Source organism: Microbacterium sp. CCNWLW134, assembly GCF_037083565.1.
Classification (GTDB): Bacteria; Actinomycetota; Actinomycetes; order Actinomycetales; family Microbacteriaceae; genus Microbacterium.
The window spans coordinates 1,935,266-1,955,837 of record NZ_JBAOJU010000001.1 but is presented as its reverse complement, the minus strand read 5'-3'; the positions used below and the strand labels follow the sequence as shown (position 1 = coordinate 1,955,837).

General features: G+C 70.5%; 17 protein-coding genes. 11 read left to right on the top strand and 6 right to left on the bottom strand.

What is annotated here, in order from left to right; translation table 11 throughout:
* Nucleotides 1-103: 103 nt before the first annotated feature.
* Nucleotides 104-2,788, top strand: coding sequence for an ATP-binding protein (locus V6S02_RS09295; RefSeq protein ID WP_336400606.1), 2,685 nt, complete (start codon nt 104-106; stop codon nt 2,786-2,788).
* Between the two features lie 6 nt (nt 2,789-2,794).
* Here the strand turns inward: V6S02_RS09295 and V6S02_RS09290 are convergent, their stop codons facing one another.
* On the bottom strand, nt 2,795-3,871 hold the full coding sequence (locus V6S02_RS09290; protein ID WP_336400605.1) for a Glu/Leu/Phe/Val dehydrogenase family protein: 1,077 nt from the start codon (nt 3,869-3,871) through the stop codon (nt 2,795-2,797).
* A gap of 130 nt (nt 3,872-4,001) precedes the next feature.
* Here V6S02_RS09290 and V6S02_RS09285 point away from each other — a divergent pair, with 130 nt between their 5' ends.
* Nucleotides 4,002-4,478, top strand: coding sequence for a YbaK/EbsC family protein (locus tag V6S02_RS09285; protein WP_336400604.1), 477 nt, complete (start codon nt 4,002-4,004; stop codon nt 4,476-4,478).
* 12 nt (nt 4,479-4,490) lie between these two features.
* On the opposite strand, the gene V6S02_RS09280 is transcribed toward V6S02_RS09285, so the two are convergent.
* Genes V6S02_RS09280 through V6S02_RS09265 form a run of 4 tightly spaced genes read right to left on the bottom strand, consistent with a single transcriptional unit; the run spans nt 4,491 to nt 9,679 of the window.
* A complete protein-coding gene (locus V6S02_RS09280) occupies nt 4,491-6,413 on the bottom strand; it encodes a glycogen debranching N-terminal domain-containing protein (RefSeq protein WP_336400603.1) in 1,923 nt (640 codons plus the stop codon).
* Nucleotides 6,410-7,327: a carbohydrate ABC transporter permease gene (locus V6S02_RS09275; protein WP_336400602.1), complete on the bottom strand. Its 918-nt coding sequence runs from the start codon at nt 7,325-7,327 to the stop codon at nt 6,410-6,412. Before V6S02_RS09275 ends, V6S02_RS09280 begins: the two co-directional genes overlap by 4 nt.
* Nucleotides 7,324-8,421, bottom strand: coding sequence for a carbohydrate ABC transporter permease (locus V6S02_RS09270; RefSeq protein ID WP_336400601.1), 1,098 nt, complete (start codon nt 8,419-8,421; stop codon nt 7,324-7,326). Before V6S02_RS09270 ends, V6S02_RS09275 begins: the two co-directional genes overlap by 4 nt.
* Before the next feature lies 1 nt (nt 8,422).
* Entirely contained in the window at nt 8,423-9,679 is a 1,257-nt protein-coding gene (locus V6S02_RS09265; RefSeq protein ID WP_336400600.1) for a sugar ABC transporter substrate-binding protein, read from the bottom strand.
* Between the two features lie 201 nt (nt 9,680-9,880).
* Between V6S02_RS09265 and V6S02_RS09260 the strand changes: the two genes are divergently transcribed.
* Nucleotides 9,881-10,894 (top strand): LacI family DNA-binding transcriptional regulator, encoded by a 1,014-nt coding sequence (locus V6S02_RS09260; protein WP_336400599.1) that lies wholly within the window; start codon nt 9,881-9,883, stop codon nt 10,892-10,894.
* A gap of 17 nt (nt 10,895-10,911) precedes the next feature.
* Here the strand turns inward: V6S02_RS09260 and V6S02_RS09255 are convergent, their stop codons facing one another.
* Entirely contained in the window at nt 10,912-11,685 is a 774-nt protein-coding gene (locus V6S02_RS09255) for an IclR family transcriptional regulator (RefSeq protein WP_336400598.1), read from the bottom strand.
* Between the two features lie 125 nt (nt 11,686-11,810).
* Here V6S02_RS09255 and V6S02_RS09250 point away from each other — a divergent pair, with 125 nt between their 5' ends.
* From V6S02_RS09250 to V6S02_RS09215, 8 genes are read left to right on the top strand one after another with little or no spacing between them, the layout of a single operon-like run.
* Nucleotides 11,811-12,161, top strand: a complete 351-nt coding sequence (locus V6S02_RS09250) for an STAS domain-containing protein (protein ID WP_336400597.1) — start codon at nt 11,811-11,813, stop codon at nt 12,159-12,161.
* The gene (locus tag V6S02_RS09245; RefSeq protein WP_336400596.1) at nt 12,158-12,910 is read left to right on the top strand and encodes a PP2C family protein-serine/threonine phosphatase; all 753 of its coding nucleotides are present in this window, start codon (nt 12,158-12,160) and stop codon (nt 12,908-12,910) included. Before V6S02_RS09250 ends, V6S02_RS09245 begins: the two co-directional genes overlap by 4 nt.
* Nucleotides 12,907-13,818: a hypothetical protein gene (locus V6S02_RS09240; protein WP_336400595.1), complete on the top strand. Its 912-nt coding sequence runs from the start codon at nt 12,907-12,909 to the stop codon at nt 13,816-13,818. The genes V6S02_RS09245 and V6S02_RS09240 overlap by 4 nt, the downstream gene beginning before the upstream one ends.
* Before the next feature lie 3 nt (nt 13,819-13,821).
* The gene (locus tag V6S02_RS09235) at nt 13,822-16,125 is read left to right on the top strand and encodes a hypothetical protein (protein WP_336400594.1); all 2,304 of its coding nucleotides are present in this window, start codon (nt 13,822-13,824) and stop codon (nt 16,123-16,125) included.
* Nucleotides 16,122-17,294 carry a polysaccharide pyruvyl transferase family protein gene (locus V6S02_RS09230; protein WP_336400593.1) on the top strand — a complete coding sequence of 391 codons (1,173 nt, stop codon included), beginning with the start codon at nt 16,122-16,124 and terminating at the stop codon, nt 17,292-17,294. The genes V6S02_RS09235 and V6S02_RS09230 overlap by 4 nt, the downstream gene beginning before the upstream one ends.
* Nucleotides 17,291-18,574: an oligosaccharide flippase family protein gene (locus V6S02_RS09225; protein ID WP_336400592.1), complete on the top strand. Its 1,284-nt coding sequence runs from the start codon at nt 17,291-17,293 to the stop codon at nt 18,572-18,574. The genes V6S02_RS09230 and V6S02_RS09225 overlap by 4 nt, the downstream gene beginning before the upstream one ends.
* A gap of 7 nt (nt 18,575-18,581) precedes the next feature.
* Nucleotides 18,582-19,364 (top strand): dolichyl-phosphate beta-glucosyltransferase, encoded by a 783-nt coding sequence (locus V6S02_RS09220; protein ID WP_336400591.1) that lies wholly within the window; start codon nt 18,582-18,584, stop codon nt 19,362-19,364.
* Nucleotides 19,357-20,550, top strand: coding sequence for a glycosyltransferase (locus V6S02_RS09215; RefSeq protein ID WP_336400590.1), 1,194 nt, complete (start codon nt 19,357-19,359; stop codon nt 20,548-20,550). Before V6S02_RS09220 ends, V6S02_RS09215 begins: the two co-directional genes overlap by 8 nt.
* Nucleotides 20,551-20,572 lie beyond the last annotated feature (22 nt).

The following is a 20,572-nucleotide window of genomic DNA, read 5'->3' as shown; positions in this document are numbered from 1 at the left end:
AGCTGATGACCGGAACGCCTGGGCGCGTTACGGTGAGCACACCCGACGGTGAACGGAGTGGGCGATCGCGGCGGTAGAGCTCGATTTCCTCGGCCCGCCTCGCGTGAGACGAGCCGGCACCGTCGTGCGCTTCGACACCCGCAAGGCGGTGGCGCTGCTGTGCCTGCTGGCGGTGACCGGCGAGGATCACGGCCGGGGCGCCATCGCGGGCCTGCTCTGGCCCGACCTCGAGAGGGCGCGCGCCCGCGCCACGCTGCGAAGGACGCTCTCGGTCGCCGCGGCCGTCGGCCCGGCCCTCGCGGTGCGCGGCGACCGGGTCGGTCTCGACCTCGACATCGAGTCAGTCGACTGCGATGTCGTCCGCTTCCGTCGGCTCGCCGCGTCATCGGAGGTGGAGGACTGGCGGTCCGCCGCGCTCCTTCCCGCCGACCGGTTTCTCGACGGGTTCTCCCTCCGAGACAGTCCGGCCTTCGACGACTGGGCGATCGGCGTCGCGGCGGAGCTCACAGACACGCTCTCGGATGTGCTCGCCCGGCTCACGCGGGATGCGGGGGCGAACGGTGACTGGGAGGCAGGTCGGGACTGGGCGCGACGTCGCGTGCAGATCGACCCGCTCTCTGAGCCGGCGCATGCGGATCTGATCCGAGCGACCGCCTTCGCCGGCGACCGCCATGCCGCCGTCCAGGCCTACCGCTCGCTCGTGCGCCTGCTCGACACCGAGCTCGGCGTCGCCCCCCTCCCCGAGACGATGGCGCTCCACGACGACATCCGCGCCGGGCGGCTGCAGGCCCCACGCGAGAGAGAGGCGGTGGCCCCGGCCGCGAGAGCGCCGCGCGAGCGGGTGCGCCTCGTCGGGCGGGAGGCCGAGCTGGCCGCCCTCGAGGCGGCCTGGCGGGACGCCGCGGAAGGGCGTCCGGGGCGTGTGCTCGGTCTCGTCGGCGAACCCGGCCTCGGCAAGACGGCGCTCCTCGACGTCGCCGCCCGTCGAGCGGGTGCCCGGATCCTCCGGGTCGGCGGTCGGGCCTCGGAGACATCCCTCGCCTACGCGGCGGCGAACGACCTCGTGCGCGCGATGCTGAGCATCGAGCCCGCACTCGCGACGCAGCCGCGCTCCTCGGTGAGTGCGCTGGGCGCGCTGGCGTCGGAGATCGCCTCGCCGCACGCGCGAGAGATCCGGACCGCCGGCGACCTCCAGCGGGTGCACGACGCCGTGCGTGCGGCGCTCTCGCGCATCGCCGACGCCGGACCCGTGCTCCTGGTCGTCGACGACGCCGAGCTGATCGACCGCCCCTCCGCGCTGCTCCTGGCCTACGCCGTTCGTCGGCTGCCACCCGGAGTCCTCACACTCGTCGCCTGGCGTCCCGGCACCACGGGCGGTCCGCTGCAGCACGCCGTCTCCGAGACCGGCGAGGCCCGCAGGCTGCTGCCGCTCGACGCCGATCAGATCGCCGATCTCGTCGGGGAGGCCCTCGACCCCGCCGAGGTGCTGCGCCGCACGCGCGGCATCCCGCTCCTCGTCACCGAGCTGGCCGGGTCTCCTGCGGGGATCGACGAAACGGATGTGCGCGACATCGTCGCGGCGCGATTCGCGGGCGCGTCCGACACCGCGAGGCAGGTGGTCACGGCAGCGGTCGTCATCGGGACGGTGGCTCCCCCCGAGCTCCTCCGTGCCGTGAGCGGCCGCGACGAGGGCGAGACGGTTGATGCGATCGAAGAGGCGGTCGCGCGCGGACTCCTCGTCGAGCACGCCGAGACAGCGGGGTACGACGTGCCGCACGACCTCGTGCGCGACGCGGCGCAGGAGGCTCTGTCGCTCGCGCGGCGCCGTCTGCTGCACGGCAGACTCGCCGACGTCCTCATCCGCCGGCACGGCGTCGATCCGTCGGCGACGCCCGCCGGTGCGGTCGCGCGGCACCTCGCATCCGCCGGGCGGGAGGATGAGGCGGCCGACTGGTTCCTCGCCGCGGCGTCGGACTCCTCTCGCCTGGGCGCGCACGAGGAGGCGATCGGGCAGCTGCGGTCCGCGCTCGCGCTCGGTCGGCGCGAGAGCGACGTGCACGCGGCGATCGGGACGGCGCTGGTCCGCCTCGGGCGGTACGACGAAGCGCTCGTCGTCCTCGATCAGGCCTCGGCCGCGGCGGAGTCCGACCCCGGCCGTCGCGGCGAGATCGACCATGCGATCGCGCGCGTGCACGACCGTCTCGGCGACCTGCAGCTGGCGCTGTCGCACCTGGAGTCCGGGCTCGAATCGAGCGGGCCCGAGGGGCGGGGGCGACGGGCGAGGATGCTGGCGGATCTCGCCCTCGTCCTCCATCGTCTCGGCCGGCGCGGGGAGGCGCGCGCGACGGCGGCGACGGCGCGAGGGGCGGGCACGGAGGCCGGCGACGCTGCCGCGGTCATCCAGGCCGAGAACGTCCTCGGCATGATCGCGCTCGCTGAGGGGGAGCAGGATGACGCCGAGGCTCACCTGGAGGACGCGGTCTCACGCGCCGACGCCTACGCCGACGATGATCTGCTGATCGCGACGCTCAACAACCTCTCGCGCGCGCGCGCCCAGCGCGGGGCGGCCGACGAGGCGCTCGACGCCGCGCGCCAGGCTCTCCGCTGCGCGGATCGACAGGGGGACAGGCACCGTCAGGGTGCTCTGCACTCGCATCTGGCCGACCTCCTCCACGCGGCGGGGCGCGAGGAAGAGGCGATGGCCGAGCTCCGGGCCTCGGCCATCGCGTTCTCGGAGGTGCAGGGATCGGCGGCGCGCCCGGAGGTGTGGACGCTCACCGAGTGGTGACTCGGATCAGCGCGCGAGCGCGTGCTGCTCGTGGCCGGCAGTGAGCCGCTGCGCGGCGAGCCCCTCCGCGGCCATCAGCGGCGTGATGCCGCGCTCGGCGGCGTCGTCGAAGACCCGGCGGAGGGTGTCGCCGATGCCGGCGACCCGGTCCATGATCTCTTCGCGCGTGCCGAGCTTCTTCGCCTCGAGGTCGAGGTAGATCACCCCGCCCGCGTTCACGACGAAGTCGGGGGCGTAGAGGATGCCCCGCGCCGCGAGCCGGTCGGCGCCGGCGTGCTCGGCCAGCGGGTTGTTCGCCGGGCCGCAGACAGCGCGCGCGTCGAGGTCGTCGATGACCTCGGAGGTGAGGAGGCCACCGATCCCCGCGGGGACGAAGACGTCGGCCGGCACGAGGTGCTCGAATCCGGGCTCGCTCCAGGAGGCCTGCAGCTCGCGGGCGAGGTCGCGCTTGGCGGGATTCACATCGGTCACCGTGAGGACGGCTCCCTCGGCGGCCAGGCGCAGCGCGAGGCGACTGCCGACCTGTCCGAGGCCGGAGATCGTGATGCGTCGGCCCGCGACATCCGCACTTCCGGTCACGCGCTCGAGGGTCGCCCGGAGCGACGCGTAGACCCCGAGGCTCGTGGGGCCTGCCGGCTCACCCGAGCCGCCGACGGCGTCGGGGAGGCCGACGACGTGCTCGGTGCGCTCGTGGACCGTGAGCATGTCATCGGTGGTGGAGCCGACATCCTCTGCCGTGCGGTACAGACCGTTCAGCGCTTCGACGGCGTCACCGAGATCGAGGAAGGCGGCCCGCCGGCGCTCGGCGTCGAGAATCGTCCCCTCGGGAAGCGCGATGACCGCCTTGCCGCCTCCGGCGTCGAGGCCCGCGGCGGCGTTCTTCAGGGTCATCGCCGCCGAGAGGCGCAGGGCGTCGCCGAGGGCATCGCTCCAGTGCGGGTAGGTCCACAGGCGGGCGCCACCGAGCGCGGAGCCGAGGACGGAGGAGTGCAGGGCCACCGCGAGGAACAGTCCGCTCCGCCGCCCCGTGATCACCTCCACGCGCTCGTGGGTGAAATCGGGCAGGGGCAGGGTGTGCGTCATCGCGTCCTCTTTCGGCGGGCCTTGTGGGCGTGCTCTGTCGGATGCGGCCGCTTCGCCGCATCCGACTCCATTGCATCACCGCCGGCGCCGCTGTTCAACCACGCCGCGCCGCGACCCTAGGCTGGCGGGCATGACCTCCTCGCTCCCGCCCCGCAGCCGTCTCGTCCATGACGCCCTCCGCGCCGCCGGAATCGCCGGCGACATCGTCGTGCTCCCCGATGCCGCGTCGACCGCCGTCCTCGCCGCCGAGGCGCTGGGTGTCGAGGTGGGCGCGATCGCGAACAGCCTGGTGTTCTGGAGCGACGGCGAACCGCTCCTGGTGATGACGAGCGGCGCCCACCGCGTCGACACCGTCGCCCTCGCAGCCCGTCTCGGGCGCGAATCGATCCGACGTGCGACGCCGGAGCAGGTGCGGGATGCCACGGGCCAGGCGATCGGGGGAGTGGCCCCCACCGGTCATCCGGCGCCGCTTCCCACCGTGGTCGACGAGGATCTCGCGCAGTACCCCGAGATCTGGGCCGCCGGCGGCACCCCGCACACCGTCTTCCCGCTCAGCTTCGACGAGCTGGTCGGCCTCACCGGTGGGACGGTGTCGAAGGTCGACTGAGCGGGCGGGCCGTCAGCGCCCCTGCACCGCACTCAGCGCCACGACGGCGGCGGCCGCCGACCACGCCTGCGGCCGGCAGGCCGCGGGGTAGGGAGCGGGGCGCGAGGTCTCGGTGATCGGATCGCCGGAGTGGAGCTCGGGCACCCGGTAGGAGAACGTCTCTGCCGCGGCGAGCATGCCTGCGACGACCTCCTCCGCCTCCGTGCGAAGGCCGGCGCGCAGCATCCCGTGCGCGGCGATGGCCGTGTCGTGCGTCCACACGCTCCCACCGTGGTACGACAACGGCCAATAGCCCGCTGCGCCCGTGGACATCGTGCGGATGCCGAAGCCGCTCGACAGCGAGGCGCCCAGGAGCAGCCGAGCGACGTGCGCCTCGTCGTCGGCGTCGAGGATGCCGGTGCCGAGGAGATGGCCGATGTTGCTGGTCAGGGTGTCGACGGGCTGCTTGTGCCGGTCGAGGGCGACTGCCGGATAGCGTCCCTCGGGGGTCTCCACCCAGTACGCCGCGGCGAAGCGCTCACGCAGCTCACGCGCCCAGGCCCGCAGCCGGGCTGCCTCCTCGGCGTCGCCCGTGAACGCCTCGAGGATCTCGGCCCCGGCAAGGGCCGCCTCGTAGGCGTAGCCCTGCACCTCGCACAGCGCGATCGGCCCCTCGGCGAGGCGTCCGTCGCGCCACTGGATCGAGTCTCCCGAGTCCTTCCACCCCTGGTTGGCGAGGCCGTGGCCGGTGCGATCGAGATAGTCGATGAAGCCGTCGCCGTCGTTGTCGCCGTGATGCACCAGCCAGTCCAGAGCCCCGCGCAGAGCGGGCACGAGCGCCGCGACCTCCGCCTCGGGCATTCCCGCGCGCCACGCGTCGGCGAGGAGGCACACCCACAGCGCGGTCGCATCGACCGTCCCGTAGTACAGCGGGGGGAGGGCGATTCCCTCACCCGGCTGTTCGAGGGTGGTGGAACGCAGCTCGTGGAGGATCTTCCCGGGCTCCTGCGCCGAGTCGGGCTCGTTGCGGTCGCCCTGCAGACGCGCGAGGACGCGAAGGGTGGATGCCGCCATGCCGACGTCGAGCGGAAGGGCGAGGCGTGCCGCCCAGAGCGAATCCCGACCGAACAGCGTGAAGAACCATGGCGCGCCGGCCGCGTAGAACGCATCGTCCCGCTCGTCGGGGAGGGTGAGCCGCAGGGCCTCGAGGTCGCCGAGGGCGACTTCCAGCCACCGGCCGAGACGCGGATCGCCGCCGCTGGCCGCCTGCACGGCGGCCGGGACGTCGATGCGGCTCGGGTGCGACACCCCGGACACGACGACGGTGGTGTCTTCCAGGATCATCCGCCAGGACACCGTCGCCTCGCCGCGGGCGGGGAGGGTGATCGACCATGCCGCGCGGATGTCGGATCCGCTCGTCTCGACCGCGCCGCCGGTGGCCTCGAGAAGGAACGACGCCGTCTGGGAACGAGCCGACGCCGTGGCATCCGTCCCCTGCACCTCGGTGACCGCCGCCTCGGGACGCCCGCCCTTGACGTCGTGGAGCGATGCGAACTCGGCACCGACGCGCAGTCGGAGGGTCGCCGACACCGGTTCGTCGCGCGCGGAGCGCAGCGTCCAGGTCTCACGCACCTCGCCGGGGGCGACGACGCGATCCCGCAGCAGCCGCACCTTGGGGTCGGGGGTGTCGTCGTCGAGCCCGCGCAGCACCGCGCTGAAGACCACCCGCGAGGGGCCGTCGGGAGCGATCGAGATCCATTCGACGTCGGACTCGTCGCAGGTCAGCTCCAGCTCGCGCACATGCCGGACGTCGCCGTGGTAGACCCCGTCGATCGCGCCCGCGCCGGCGTCGCCGGTTTCGCGCGACCACACCTGGGTGGGCGCGCGCAGCGCGATGACCGCGTCGTCGAGCAGCGGCTGGCGCGTGCGGGTCGCGGGCTCGGTGAGGGGGTTCATCCTTTGACGGCTCCTTCGCTGGTGTTCATGATGCGCTTTTGGAAGATGAAAAACAGCACGGCCACGGGGATCGTCATGATCAGCGCTGCGGCGAGCTTGATCGGATACTGCGTGCCCTGACTGAGCTGACCGGAGGCCAGCGACGCGACGCCCTTGGTGAGGGTCGTCAGCTCAGGGGACTGCGTGGCGACGATGAAGTGGCTGAGCTCGTTCCACGATCCCTGGAACGACAGGATCACGATGGTGATGAGAGCGGGCCGCGCCATCGGCAGCACCACCGACCAGAACACCCGGAAGGCGCCTGCGCCGTCGATGCGTGCCTGCTCCTCGACCGAGACCGGGATGGACTCGAAGAAGTTCTTCATGATGAACACCCCGGCGGCATCGACGAGGAGCGGCAGGATCATCGCGGCATAGGTGTCGTAGATGCCGATCTGATTGAGCACGAGGAACTTCGGGATGAGGAGCACCACCGCCGGCACCGCCATGACGGCGACGACGAGGGCGAAGATCGCACCGCGACCCCGGAAGTGCAGACGGGCGAGGGCGTACCCGGCGAGGGAGACGAAGAACACCCGGCCGAGGGTGACCACCACCGTGACGATCGTGGAGTTGACGAACCACAGCGGGAAGTCGCTCCGGCCGAAGAGGGTCTCGTACGCCGCGAACGTCACCGTCTGCGGGAAGAGGGAGAGCGCGTTGCTCGCCGCTTCGGAGTCGGTCTTGAACGAGGTCGCGACCTGCACGAGGAACGGGAAGATGTAGATGATCGCGAGGATCACCAGCAGCGCGTACAGGAAGATCTGACCGCTGACCCGGCGGGAGAGGCCGTTGCGGCGGGGGCGAGGCGCGGGAGCGGATCGGCCCGGATCGACCTGGGCGACCTTCGCCTGCGGCGGCAGGGTCTCGCTCATGACCGGCCCCCCTTCACTTCGTAGCGTGCGGCGCGTCGCTTGGACACCCCGCGTTCACGCAGCACCCAGCGCTGGATGATCGTGAAGAAGATGATGATGAGGAAGAGCAGGAAGGCGATCGCCGACCCCTCGCCCCACTCCTGACGGGTGAACGCCGCCTCGTACGACAGGTAGGCGGGGGTGACGGTGGTCTTGGCCGGGCCGCCTTCGGTGCCGGTGTAGATCTGGTCGAAGACCTGCCAGCCGCCGATGACCCCGAGGGTCACGACGGTGAAGATCGTCGGGCGCAGCTGCGGGAGGGTGATGTGCCAGAACCGCTGCCAGCCGTTGGCGCCGTCCATCATCCCGGCCTCACCGAGCTCGCCGCCGACGTTCTGCAGGGCCGCGATGAAGAGCAGCATGAACGTGCCGCTCGTGGTGAAAACGGCCATGAGGATGAAGGCCGACAGGGCGACGGAGGGGCCGGCGAGCCATTCCCACAGGCTCACGCCGAGCACGTCGGTCTGCGTGAGCGCCTCCGGACCGGTGGTGATCCCGATGCCGGCGAGGGCGTTGTGGACGATGCCGCTCGGCTCTTGGAACCAGTTCGGCCCCGAGATGCCGATCCACGCGAGGACGGCGTTGACGACACCGGTCTGCGAGAAGAGGAACAGCCACAGGATCGTGATCGCCACCGAGGAGGTGACGGAGGGGAAGTAGAACGCGGTGCGGAAGAATCCGCGGCCGCGGAGGACCGCGCGGTTCACCAGGACCGCCAGGAAGAGCGACAGCGCGGTCTGGAGCGGGACGACGAGCAGCACGTACCAGGCCATGTTGCGCAGCGAGATCCCGAAGTCGCGCTCGGCGAGCCCGCCACCGGTGGTCACCGCGGCGTAGTTCTCCAGGCCGACGAAGTTCACCGATCCCGACAGGGGGCTTCCCCGTCCCGCCCAGTCGGAGAAACTCACCCAGAGCGCCATCAGCACCGGGATCAGCAGGAACAGACCCAGGATGAGGATGACGGGGAGGACGAACACCCACCCCGCGGCGGCCTCCCCGCGTCGGATCCCGGTGTTGCGGGATCCGACGCGGGGGGTGGTGACCGTGGCGGTCATGTCAGCCGACCACGGCCTCGAGGTTGCCCTGCACCGAGTCGAGGATGGTCGTCGGGTCGGACTCGGCCAGCGACTCCAGCTGCGCGTTGAAGTCGGTGATGACGGCCGCGGCGTCGGCCTGCGTCGGCAGGAACTGCGCGTACTCCGCGCCGTCGATGAAGGCGGCGAGGTCGGGGTTGGCCTCGCGCCACGCGTCGGCGGTGGTCTCCAGCGACGGCATGATGCCGAAGGCCTCGGAGAAGGCCAGCTGCTGCTCGGAGGCGGTCAGGTACTCCACCAGCTCGAGGGCGGCCTGCTGGTTGGGGCTGTCGGCGGCCATGCCCCAGCAGTTGGTGAACTGCAGGGTTCCGGGGCCGCCGGGGCCCTCGGGCAGCTGCGCGACCAGGTAGTTCACGTCGGGGTAGTCGTTGCGCATGGCCCCCTCGATCCAGTTGCCCTCGATCACCATCGCGGCAGAGCCGAGGCCGAACGCCTCACCGCCCCACCCGGCGCCGATGTCGGTGGCGTAGGCGAAGTTGCCGCCCTCGAGGTTGGTCTTGACGTACTCCAGGGCCTCGACGTTCTCGGGGCTGTTCGCCGTGGCTGCGCCGTCGGTGACGAGGCCGCCGCCGGCCTGGGCCATGAAGGCGCCGACGCGCTGCACCTCGGGACCGAAGGCGAGGCCGGTGACACCGCCGGTGGTGAGGGTCTGGCTGACCGTGGCGAGCTCCTCCCACGTGGTCGGCACGTCGTCTTCGGTCAGCCCTGCGGCCGCCCACAGGTCGGTGTTGATGATGAGCGCCAGGGTCGAGAAGTCCTTCGGGGCGCAGTAGAACTCGTCCTCGTAGGTGAAGTTCTCCACCAGCGGCGCATAGAAGTCGCCCGCATTGGAGAGCTCATCGCCATACGCCCGCAGCGAGCCGTTGTCGGCGTAGCCGGCGAGGGCGTCGGGGGAGAGGTAGAACAGATCCGGCGGCGACCCCGCGGCGAAGCCCTGCGCGAGCTGCTGGTTGAGGTCGCTGGCGATCTCGACGCTCGCCTCGACGCCGGATTCGGCCGACCACGCGGCGACGGCCTCTTCGACGGCTGTGGCCTCGGCCTCGCCGCTCGACGCGATGAGGACGCTGATGGGGTCGTCGGAGGAGGTCAGCTCGCCGTCGGCCGCGGCTCCGCCGCCGCCGTCGTCGAAGCTTCCTCCGCCGCATCCGGTCAGCACCAGGGCTCCGGCGGTGAGGATCGCTCCCGCGCCGAAGGCGGCGCGCATCTTCCTGCGTGTCATGTCTCCCTCTCCTTTGAATGAAGTCGCGACACCGGTGAGCTGGTCCGGGGTTCTTTGATCGATCAAATATGAACGTTCAAATCCGGTGTCGGGAAAACAATAAGTCGGTGGTCTTTCGGGTGTCAACGCCGAACGGCTACGCTCGGGTAACGATTTGATCGTTCAGATCCAGTCTTTGTCCACACCACCGGGGGGCGGAAGATGGCGAAAGCTCCGACCGTCGAAGACGTCGCGCGTCGCGCGGGGGTGTCGCGCCAGACGGTGTCGAACGTGATCAACTCTCCGGCGATCGTGCGGGAGGAGACGCGGGAACGCGTGCAGCGCGCGATCGATGAGCTCGCCTACCGACCCCACGTGGCCGCGCGCAGTCTGCGCACGCGCCGGAGCTCCACCATCGGCGTGCACATCGATCCCTTCAGCGGCGGGATCTCGGGGGTCATCCTCGACCGCTTCATCCATGCGCTGACCGAGAATGCCACCGAACGCGGACTGCGCGTCCTCATCTACAGCGCCGCAAGTCGGGAGGAGGAGATCACCCGGCTCAGCGACCTGGTCGAGGGGGGCGAGATCGATGCCGCCGTGATCACCGGAACGGCATTCGGCGATCCCCGCGCCGGATGGCTGGACGGCCGGGGCGTCCCCTACGTCGCGTTCGGCAGGCCCTGGGGCGGGGGCGATGTCTGGGAGTCCGGCCACTCGTGGGTCGATGTCGACGGCGCGGCGGGAACGCGCGCCGCCACCGAGTATGCGCTTCAGGCGTCCGGGCCCGGGGTCGCCTGGCTCGGCTGGCCGGCGGACGCAGGAACGGGCGATGACCGGGAGCGCGGGTGGCGCGAGGCGATGGACGCGGGCGCCGACTCCGCGCCGGCGTATCGCGTGCCCGACGGTGTCGCCGCAGCGCGGAGCGTCATGACCGCGGCGTTCACCGATCCGCACACGCGGAGCCGGATCGACGCGGTGGTCTGCGCGAGCGACTCGTTGGCCGTCGGCGCGCATCTCGCGGCCATGGACACCGGCGCCACGCACATCGGATTGTTCGGATTCGACAACACGCCCGTCGCCGAGGCGCTCGGGCTGTCCAGCGTGGAGCAGTCGCCGGAGCTCGTCGCCGCCGCGGCGCTCGATCTGTTGACCGACGATTCGGGGCGGCGCATCTCCACCGGCGAGAGTCCGCCCGAGCGGATGCTCGTTCAACCCCGCCTCGTCGTGCGCTGAGCGGGGCGAAGCGACGATCATCCGCCGATGCGCCGCGAGAGCTCGGCCGCGGTCCGGCGAATCAGGTCGGCGACATCATCGCGGGCCGGGGGGCGATCCTCGTCCCACGTGACCGCGATCGCGGCAGCCGGCCATCCGGTGTGATCGGTGACGCATGCCGCGATCGAGCGGAAGCCGAGGGTCACCTCGCCCTCCTCGACGGCGAGCCCGTCCAGACGAGCCTGGCGGAGCAGTTCCCGGAGCTCGCCGGGAGTGCGGGGTCCTCGTCCGGTCCGATCGGCGAACGCCGACGCGTCGGGGTAGAGGGCTCTGACCTGCTCCTTGGGTAGGCCGGCGAGCATCGCGCGGCCCGTCGCGGTCAGATGCGACGGCAGTCGGACTCCGACGTCGGTGACCAGGGTGGGCCGGTGCGGCGCGCGCTCCTCGACGATATAGACCACGTCGCGCCCACTCATCACTGCCAGATGCGCGCTCTCTCCGATTCGGTCGACGAGGCTCGCCACCAGGGGGCGCCCCAGGCGAGCGAGCGGCTGCTGTCGCGCGAATCCCCCGGCCAGCTCGAAGGCGCCGATCCCCAGGCCCCAGCGGTGTTCATCCGGCAGGTGGACGACGAACCCCCGCCGGGCGAGGGTGCCGAGCAGATGGTAGACGCTCGAGCGGGGGAGCGAGAGTGACGTCGCCACGGCGTGCGCCGTCACCGGCCCGGCCTGCTGCGCCATGAGCTCGAGGATCCGCAGCGCGTGGTCTGCCGCCGGCACCGCGCGCCCGGTGCCTTCCGTCGTCGCGCTCATGATCCCCAGAATGGCGCATCATGCGTTGACACGGGTATATAAAGGACTATAAAGTCAACCCTGCCACCGCGTGAGCGGATGCCCCTCGTCACCCGAAGACGTCGGGCGGGCCCCAAGGAGGAATCATGGACATCTCTGTCGCCGCCGACACGGACGTCGTCGCCGTGACGCTGGCCGGACGCTTCGATGCGCACTGCGCCGACGAGTACGACCGTCTCGTCATCAGCGAGATCGGCCCGGATCGCGCAGACGTCGAGATCGATCTGGCCGGCGTGGAATTCATGGATTCGAGCGCGCTGGCATGTCTGGTGCGAACCCTGAAGGCGTGCACGGCGAGCGGCGGCGTCGTGACGCTCGTTGCGGTGTCGAACCCGGCCCGCATCATCCTCGAGCTCACCCGACTGGACGGTGTGTTCCCGGTCGTGACGGACGTCTCCGCGGATCGCGGGCCCGCACGGATCGCGGTGGAACGATGACGCTCCTCGCCCCCGCACCCCCCGCCGCCGCGTGGGACGATCCGATCACCCAGGCCGCGCGCGTCCAGAGCGCCCTGGCGACGTCCTCTCACCAGCGCGCGGCCGGCACCGCCGCGGCGGGAGACGTGCGGAACCTCTCGGGCATCGGCGGCGACTTCGTCGACGTCCTCCGCGTCGACGAACACCTCATCGCCGTGCTCGGTGACGTGTCGGGCAAGGGTGTCGCGGCCTCCCTCCTCGCCGCGATGGCGCTCGGGAGCCTGCAGCACCACGCGCAGGACCTCGGTCCGCACCCCGCCCGGATCCTCCGCGCCGTGTCGAGTTCGATGCGCGGCGCGCTCGACCGGACGAGCAGCATCATCACCCTCGCGATCGTCGCCGTCGACACCCGCGCGGGGCTCGTCCGCCTGGTTTCCGCCGGTCACCACCCGATCATGCGCGTGGATCGCGGCCGGGTGAGCCACGTCGCCGCCACCTGCCCGCCCATGGGCGTCGACGTCGGCGGCAGCGTCGAACGCGCCTGGGACAGGGGGACCGGCAGCGCCCTCGTCGTGGTCAGCGACGGTGTCGTCGATCAGGAGGATCCGAACGGATCGCCTCTCGGTCTCGCCGGTCTCGCGACCGCGCTGCGATCGACGCCGACGTCGGACCCTTCCGTGATCGTCGCCCGCACGTTCGACGCCCTCGAGAACCACGCGGGGTGGATGCCTGCGGTCGACGACCGCGCAGTTCTGGCGATCGTCACGTGAGTATCGCATCATCCGACCGCTCGTCGGAGGTCCGCGCCGGCCGACGTGTCGCTCGGGTGGTGTCGGTGCTCTTCTTCATCGTCGCGTTCGTCGTCTTCCGCGACGTCCTGGCCGCCATCCCCTCGGTGCTGCGCGGTGACGCGGTCATCGTCGGCGACGAGCTGGTGCCCTTCTTCAACGTCAACAGCCAGCTGCTCGAGCAGGCAGCGGGCGAGTTCAATCAGCTCACGCACGGATACGAGTTCCGCGTGCGCTACTCGTTCCTCACCACCTGGCTCCGGCACTATCACGTGCTTCCCTTCGCGATCCTCCTCGTGATCCCGACCATCGTCGTCGCCGCCTACCGGACGGTGGTGTGGTTCGTCACGGATGTCTTCCGCACCCTCTCGCCGGTCACGATCGCCCTCGTCACGGCCCTTCCGGTCGGGCTGATCTACGCGATCATGATCTACGCCAAGATCACCCACTTCTACACGCTCGTGCTCGGCCTGGCGCTGGTGACCATGGCGATCCTCATCGTCCTGCACGCCCTGCTGTTCGAGCCGAAACACTGGGTTCGGCGCTCGGTGATCGCGAGTCTGCTCGTGCTGCTCAACCCTGCGGTGCACTATCTCGTGCTGTTCGCGGTGTTCCTGCTGATCGCGGGCGTCACGCTCGCCCTCGGGGAGCTGGCCCGGTGGATCCGCTCCGGCGGGCCCAGACGGCTGAAGCGGTTCCCGGCCGCCCTCTTCGACAGCGTCCGATCCCCTGACCGGATGCCGCGGTTGCGGCAGGCCCTGCACCGCTGGGGCGGCACGACCCTCGGCCGCGGCATCGTCATCGTCATCATCTTCGCGCTGGTGACGCTCATCCCGTACGTCCTCTTCGTGAAGTTCGTGGCGCTGCGCGGTGTGGAGAACCTCTCCTAGACGGTGCCCGGCGACTACTACTTCATCCGCGACGCGTCGGTGTCGTGGCTCCACGTCCTCAGCTGGGACCTCGCCGGCATCATGGACAAAGTCCTCTACGGTGACTACCTGGCGAAGGTGCCGAGGGTCAGCAACATCGTCTACACCCTCGTCTTCCTCATCCCCTTCCTCGTGCCGGCCGTGCGACGCTCGCTCCTGCGGACGCGGGCGCACCGGCAGCTGTTCGGCGTCCTCGCGGTCGTCGCCCTGTTCGCCGGCTGGGCAACGATCGGCTACGCCGAGCCGCAGTGGTTCCCGAGCTTCCACCGGTCTCTCGCGGCGGTCACGCGGACGCTCGCGGGCGTCGAGGGGCCTGTCGGGTCGATGAGCGTGAACATCGCCTCGACGATCGTCCAGGTGCTCCGCTTTCCGCACCGCTTCCAACTCCTCCTCTTCGTCCTCGCCCCGGTGGTCATGTCGCTGACCCTCGCGTGGGCGGTCGACGCGCTGCACAACCGGTGGATGGTGCGGCGAGACGCGGCGGTGACCGAAGGCCGGCGGTCGTCCCGCGACACCATCCTGCTGCGGGGCGCGGCCGTGGTGGCGGTGGGGGCCGTCTTCTTCGCCCCCCTGCTGTCGAACACGAACTACCGCACCGTGCTGCTCTCAGGGAATTTCGGCACCTTCCTCGCCCCATACCCGCTGCACGACCTGCGCGCCCTCAAAGCCGAGCTCGAGACGCTCGAAGAGGGGAAGACCGTCGTGCTCCCTCCGACGGAGACGGCGAAGCTCGTCACCGCCGAGGACGGCATCGATCACAAGTTCATCGACAAGTTCTTCATCTACTACCTCGATGTTCCGAGCTACTACTACGGGCTCACCGGTGACAGCTCCAACAAGTTCGAGTTCTTCCTGCTGCTGCGCGGCCTGTACTACCAGCAGGACTGGTGGATCAACGTCGCCCGCGACATCGATCTGCGTTACCTCGTGGTCAACAAGAAGCTGCGGGACAACCGAGGAGTGGGGGCGGAATACCTGCCGGACGTGGAGGACTACATCGGTCCGGCCATGAAGCGGCAGGAAGCCTTCGGGTTCGTCGAGGAGCGTTTCGAGAACGACAGCTTCGTGCTGTACGAAGTGGTCGATCCGCCGGCTGAGGAACGGCCGTCGCTGGTCGTCACATCGGGGTGGAGCGACTATCTCGCCCTGCTGTGGAACCGTCTGGAACTCAGCCGTTGCTACGACCTGGAGTACCTTCCGTTCACCGACAAGACCGTCGCGGCGGGTGGCGATCCCGACACGCTCTTCTTCTCCGGAGCGGCGTCGGGGACGACGGCGCTCGACGGATGGGCGCTCGCCCATCGGGATGCGTTCTTCACGCCGTCGCCGAAGATGTTCCCCTTCAACTCCGACATCGTGGCATCCAGCTACTACCTCTCCCCGATGTTCCGGGCGTTCCTGATGTTCTCGACGACGAAGTGGAACCGCACCGGCATGATCACCCCGGGGGTGTTCGGCACGCTCAAGGGCTCTTTCGTCGCCGTGCCGCGGGCCACGAACTTCGCCATCCAGCTGCGTGCACCCGAGGCAGGGCGCTACCGCCTGCTCCTCCGCGGTGCGGCGACCATCAACGCGCTCACCCTCGACTCGCCGACGGCCGAGGTGGTCCGCTCGCTCGACGTGCGCTCGACTCCCGGATCGCTGGACTTCTACCCCGAGGAGACGGTCTACTCGTCCGACCGCGTGCCGGTTGCGACCGAGGGACTGTCTCCCTCGGACCTGGAGCAGCGGATGGCCGAGGGGCTCGTGCCGGTGAACTCCCGCTACGAGTACCACGACCTGGGGACGGTGGAGCTCAGCGCCGGTTCGCACACGCTGCGGTTCGACAAGCTCGACGCCAACCCGCTTCTCGTGGAGGGCGTGCTTCTCGTTCCGGACGACGAGTACGGTCGCGTGACCGAGGCCGGCGCCCCCGACACGGTGTCGGCGGCGGATCTGTCGTGCTCGCGCACCTACGAGGTCTTCGGCCCCGACAGCGAAGGCTATGTCGACCCCGCGGCCGGCGAGGTGCACGAGGACCTCTCCGAGGAGGAGCTGCTCAACCTGGCCGCCTCCGGCGTCGAACAGCTCACCCCCGACGAGACCGGTGGGCTGGGGGCGGACTGGCTGGTGCTGATCCTCTCCGCGGCTCTCGTGCTCGCCGCGGGACTCACCGTCCGTGCCCGGACGCGTCCGCGCCCGGATGAGGTCGGCACCGTCGTCCCCTCCCGACCCGCTGCGTCGCCCGACGACGCGCCTTTCCCCGATTCGACGAAGGACACCCCATGACATCTCACGCATCCCGCTCGAACCCGCGTCGAATTCTGCTGCTCGGCACCCACGGGCAGTACAACATCGGCGACGAGCTTCTGCTCGAGACCTTCCTCCACGAGCTCGGCGACGACCACGACTACGTGATCAACACCTACGACCGGGCAGACACCGCCGCGCGGCTGGGCGATCGCTACCTGTACACGCTCATCGACACCGCTCGCGACCGGTGGTCGTTGCTGCGCCACCTGTGGACCTCCGAGCTCGTCGTGTTCGCCGGGGGGAGCATCCTGAAGGAGCTGTCGGCGGCGACCCGCCGCCCGCGGTACGCCACGCTCCTGATGATCTGGGCGGTGGTTCTGGGTGCGCGGCTCGCCGGCCGCACGCCCATCGCCATGCTCAACATCGGCGTCGGACCCCTCCGCACGCGCCGCGGGCGGCTTCTCGCACGACTCATCCTGGCCTCGGTCTCCTTCGTCACCGTTCGTGATGCGGCCTCGCTGGAGATGTGCCGTCGGATCGGCGCGGCCCGACGCGTCCGTCCGTCCACCGATGCGGTGTTCGGTGTGTCGCCTCGCTGGCTGCGCGGGGGCGACGACGACCGCGTCGACGCCTCGGGGCCGTGGCGCATCGCGTTGAACCTGAATCACGATGTCGAAGCACCCGAACTGTGGGATGCCGCGATGCGGGCGCTGTCCGAGGCGTTGACGGTGCTCGCGGCGGAGCGGTCCATCGAGCTTCACCTCCTGCCCATGCAGTCCCGCGGGAAGGAGCACGACGACGCCACCGTCCTGCGTGCCTTCGCCCGCTCCCTCCCCGGCGTCCCCATCGTCGAGCACGCGCCCGAGGACCACCGCGACGTCGCGAGGATCATCAGCTCCTGCGACGTGGTGGTCGCCGAGCGACTGCACGCTCTCATCACCGCATCCAAGCTCGGCATCCCGGTCGTCCCTCTGATCTACGACACCAAGGTCCGCGAGATCAGCCACCAGATCGGCGCCGTCGATCGCGCCGTCGACCTCTCGGTGCCGTTCTCCGCCGACGCCGTTCTCGGGCCGCTCCGCCGGATCGCCGCGACCCCCCGAGAGACCCGGGAGCAGCAGCAGTCCGCGGTCGATCGGCTCACCGTGCGCGCCCAGCAGGATTTCGGCCGGGTGCGGGCGTGGATCTCAGCGAGGACGGCATGACTCGCCCGCTGTCGGCGCGGATGCGCCCCGGACTCCTGGGCGGTGCGTCGGTCCTCTCCCTGACCATGGTCGCCGTGAGTGCGGTGAACTACGGGCTCAACGTGGTGCTCGTGCGCCTCCTCGACCCCGCGCAGTTCGGAGACGTCGCCCTCGCCATCACGGTGGTCCTCACCGCGAGCGTCGTCGCTGCGACGCTGCAGATGGTCGCCTCGCGCTCGGTCGCGGCGGATCCGGCGAGCGCGCCGGCGGTCCGGCGTGTGCTGCTGCGCGCCGCGTCGGTCGCCGGCGCCGCGGCCCTCGTCCTCCTCGGGGGCGGAGCGTGGATCCTCGCCGATCTGCTGCGCACCTCATCACCGTGGATCTTCGTGATCATCGCCGCCGGCCTGCCGGTGTACTTCCTCCAGGCCGTTCATCGTGGGCTGCTGCAGGGGCAGCTGCGGTTCACGCGGGTCGCCGCGAGCTACGCCGCCGAAGCGGGTGTCCGGCTCCTCATCGCCGTGACGCTCGTCATGCTGGGATTCGGCCCGATCGGCGCCGCCCTCGGGATCTTCGCGTCGTTCCTGGCATCGGCCGCCGTCGCCTGGACGCGGCGTCCGGAGTCCGGCTCCGCTGTGACGGCGGCCGCGGCGCTGGGAACGGCAGTGGCCTCGGCATCGATGATGCTCCTCGCGCAGGCACTGGTGAACAACGCGGATGTGGTGGTCGCCAAGGCGCTGTTCGCTCCGGCGGCCGCCGGAGCGTACGCCGCGGCCGCGGTGCTGTGCCGATCGCTGTACTTCCTGGCGTGGACGGTGATCCAGGTGAGTGTTCCGCTCCTGGCCTCCGCCGCGACCGCAGCCGCCCGCAGACGCATCATCCTGGTCGCCGGCGGCGTCATCTGCGCCCTCGGTGTGCTCGGCGCGATCGCTGCCGCCACAGTGGGCGATGAGGCGGTGCGCATCGTGTTCGGCCCCGCCTACGGCGCTGCGACCGTCCTGCTCGTCCCCTCGGTGCTCTGCGCCACCGTCCTGTCGGCGTCGACGTTCATCGCCGCCGTCGATCTGGCCGCCGGCCGCTCGGGAACGGCCGCCGTGCTGCTCGGCGGAGCGGTGCTGCAGGTGCCGATCCTGATGTTCCTCGCCACCGACCCGCTGTCCCTGATCCTCTTCCAGGTGCTCACCATGACCCTCACGCTCGCCGGCCAGGGCGTTCTCGTGGTGTCCCGCCGGATGCGACGCCTCACCCTCCGCCCGCACGCGGGCGAGCTCCACCCCACCACACCCACCGTTTCCGCGAAATGAGAAGACGATGAACCCTCCATCCCCGTCCTACGCCGCCTGCGTCGCCTGGCGCGAAACCCCCAATTCTCGACCCGTCGACCTGAGCGTGGTGATCCCGGCCTTCAACGAGCAGGCGCGGATCATCCCGACCATCGCCGCGTGGGTGGCGCACCTTGCGCCCCGCGACCTGTGCTGGGAGATCGTGGTCTCCGACGACGGATCGACCGACGCCACGACGGCCTTGATCGAGCTGATCGGGCACGTCAACGTGCGGCTCGTGCGCGCGCCGAGGAACGCCGGGAAGGGAGCGGCGGTCCACCGCGGGTTCTCCGAGGCCCGCGGTCGGATGGTGCTCTTCTGCGATGCCGATAACGCCACCCCGGTGCAGGAGATCGACGGCCTCATCGCCCGGCTCCGCGCGGGTGCGGACGTCGCGGTGGGATCCCGCGCCGCGCACGGTGCCGACGTCAACAACCGTTCCGTCCTCCGCTCGGCGATGACCACCGGCCTGCGCCGACTCGTCTCGCTGGGCCTCGGCATCGCGGTGACCGACACCCAGTGCGGGTTCAAGCTCTTCACCGCAGACGCGGCGCGCAGGGTGTGCGCCGTCCACACGATCGACGGTTTCGCCTTCGATCTCGAGATGCTCTACCTGGCGGAGCGCCTGGGCCTCACCGTCGCGGAGGTTCCGGTGCGGTGGTACGACGCGCCGGGCTCGACCGTGCGCCCCCTGCAGGAGGCGGTGCGCTTCCTGGCCTCGATCGTCCGCATCCGGATGAACGCCGCGAGAGGACTGTACGCGCATGCCTGACACCACGATCGCCGTCGTGACGGCGCTGACGCCGAGCCCCACGACCCTGGCCGAGTACGGCCTGCACTTCCTCACGGCCCTCGGCCGCAAGCCCGGCGTGCGGGTGGTGGCTCTCGTGGAAGACCTGCCGGTGACCTACCCCGACATCGACGGGGTGGAGATCCGCCGTGCGTGGCGGTTCAGAAGCATCGGCAATCCGCTCTCGATCCTCCGGGCCGCCCGAGCGATCCGGGCGGACGTCGTCATCGTCAACGCCCACTTCACCAGCTTCGGGTCGTCGAAGCCGGCCGCCGCCCTGGGGTTGATGACCCCGGCGCTGCTGCGGCTGAGCGGGATCCCCGTGGTGACGCTCCTGCACAACATCATGGAGACCGTGGATCTCGGCGCCGCGGGCTTCCGCAGCAATCGGGCGGGGGAGGCACTGGTCCGTGCCGTGGGGTGGTGCCTGACGAGGATGATCCTCACCTCGAACCTGGTCACCACCACGATGCCGAGGTACGTCGAGATCCTGCGCCGCCGCTATCGGGCCGGGAATGTGGCGCTCACCCCGCACGGGTCTTTCGCGACCGCTGCCGCCCCGCCGGCTTCCACGCCGACTCGGACGATTCTGACGTTCGGGAAGTTCGGGACGTACAAGAAGGTCGAGGGCCTCATCCGCGCGTTCCGCCTTCTGGACCGACCCGAGCTTCGTCTCGTCATCGCCGGCACCGACAGCCCCAACACGCCGGGCTACCTCCGCCGCGTGGCCGACGAGCTCGGCGGCCCCGACGTCGACTTCCTCGGCTACGTGCCCGAGGAGGAGGTGGAACCTCTCTTCCGCAACGCCGTGCTGACCGTCTTCCCGTACACCGCGACCACCGGAAGTTCCGGGGTCCTGCACCAGGCCGGGGCCTTCGGGTGCCCGCCGGTGCTTCCCCGCATCGGCGACCTGGAGGATCTGATCGAGGAGGAGGGCTTCACGGGGTCGTTCTTCGAGCCGGGGAATGATGCGGATCTCGCGCGTGCGATGGGGGAGCTGCTCGACGACCCCGATCGGCGAGAGGACGTGGTCCGGCACAACCGGGTGGCGGCCACGGGCCTGCCGCTCGAGGATGTCGTCGACTGGTATCTCCTGCACATCGGCAGCATCCTGTCCCGTGACCCCCGGATGCTGCTTGCAGATTCCCCTGTCGCGGCGATGGCATGACTTCCGTGAACTTCATAAAGAT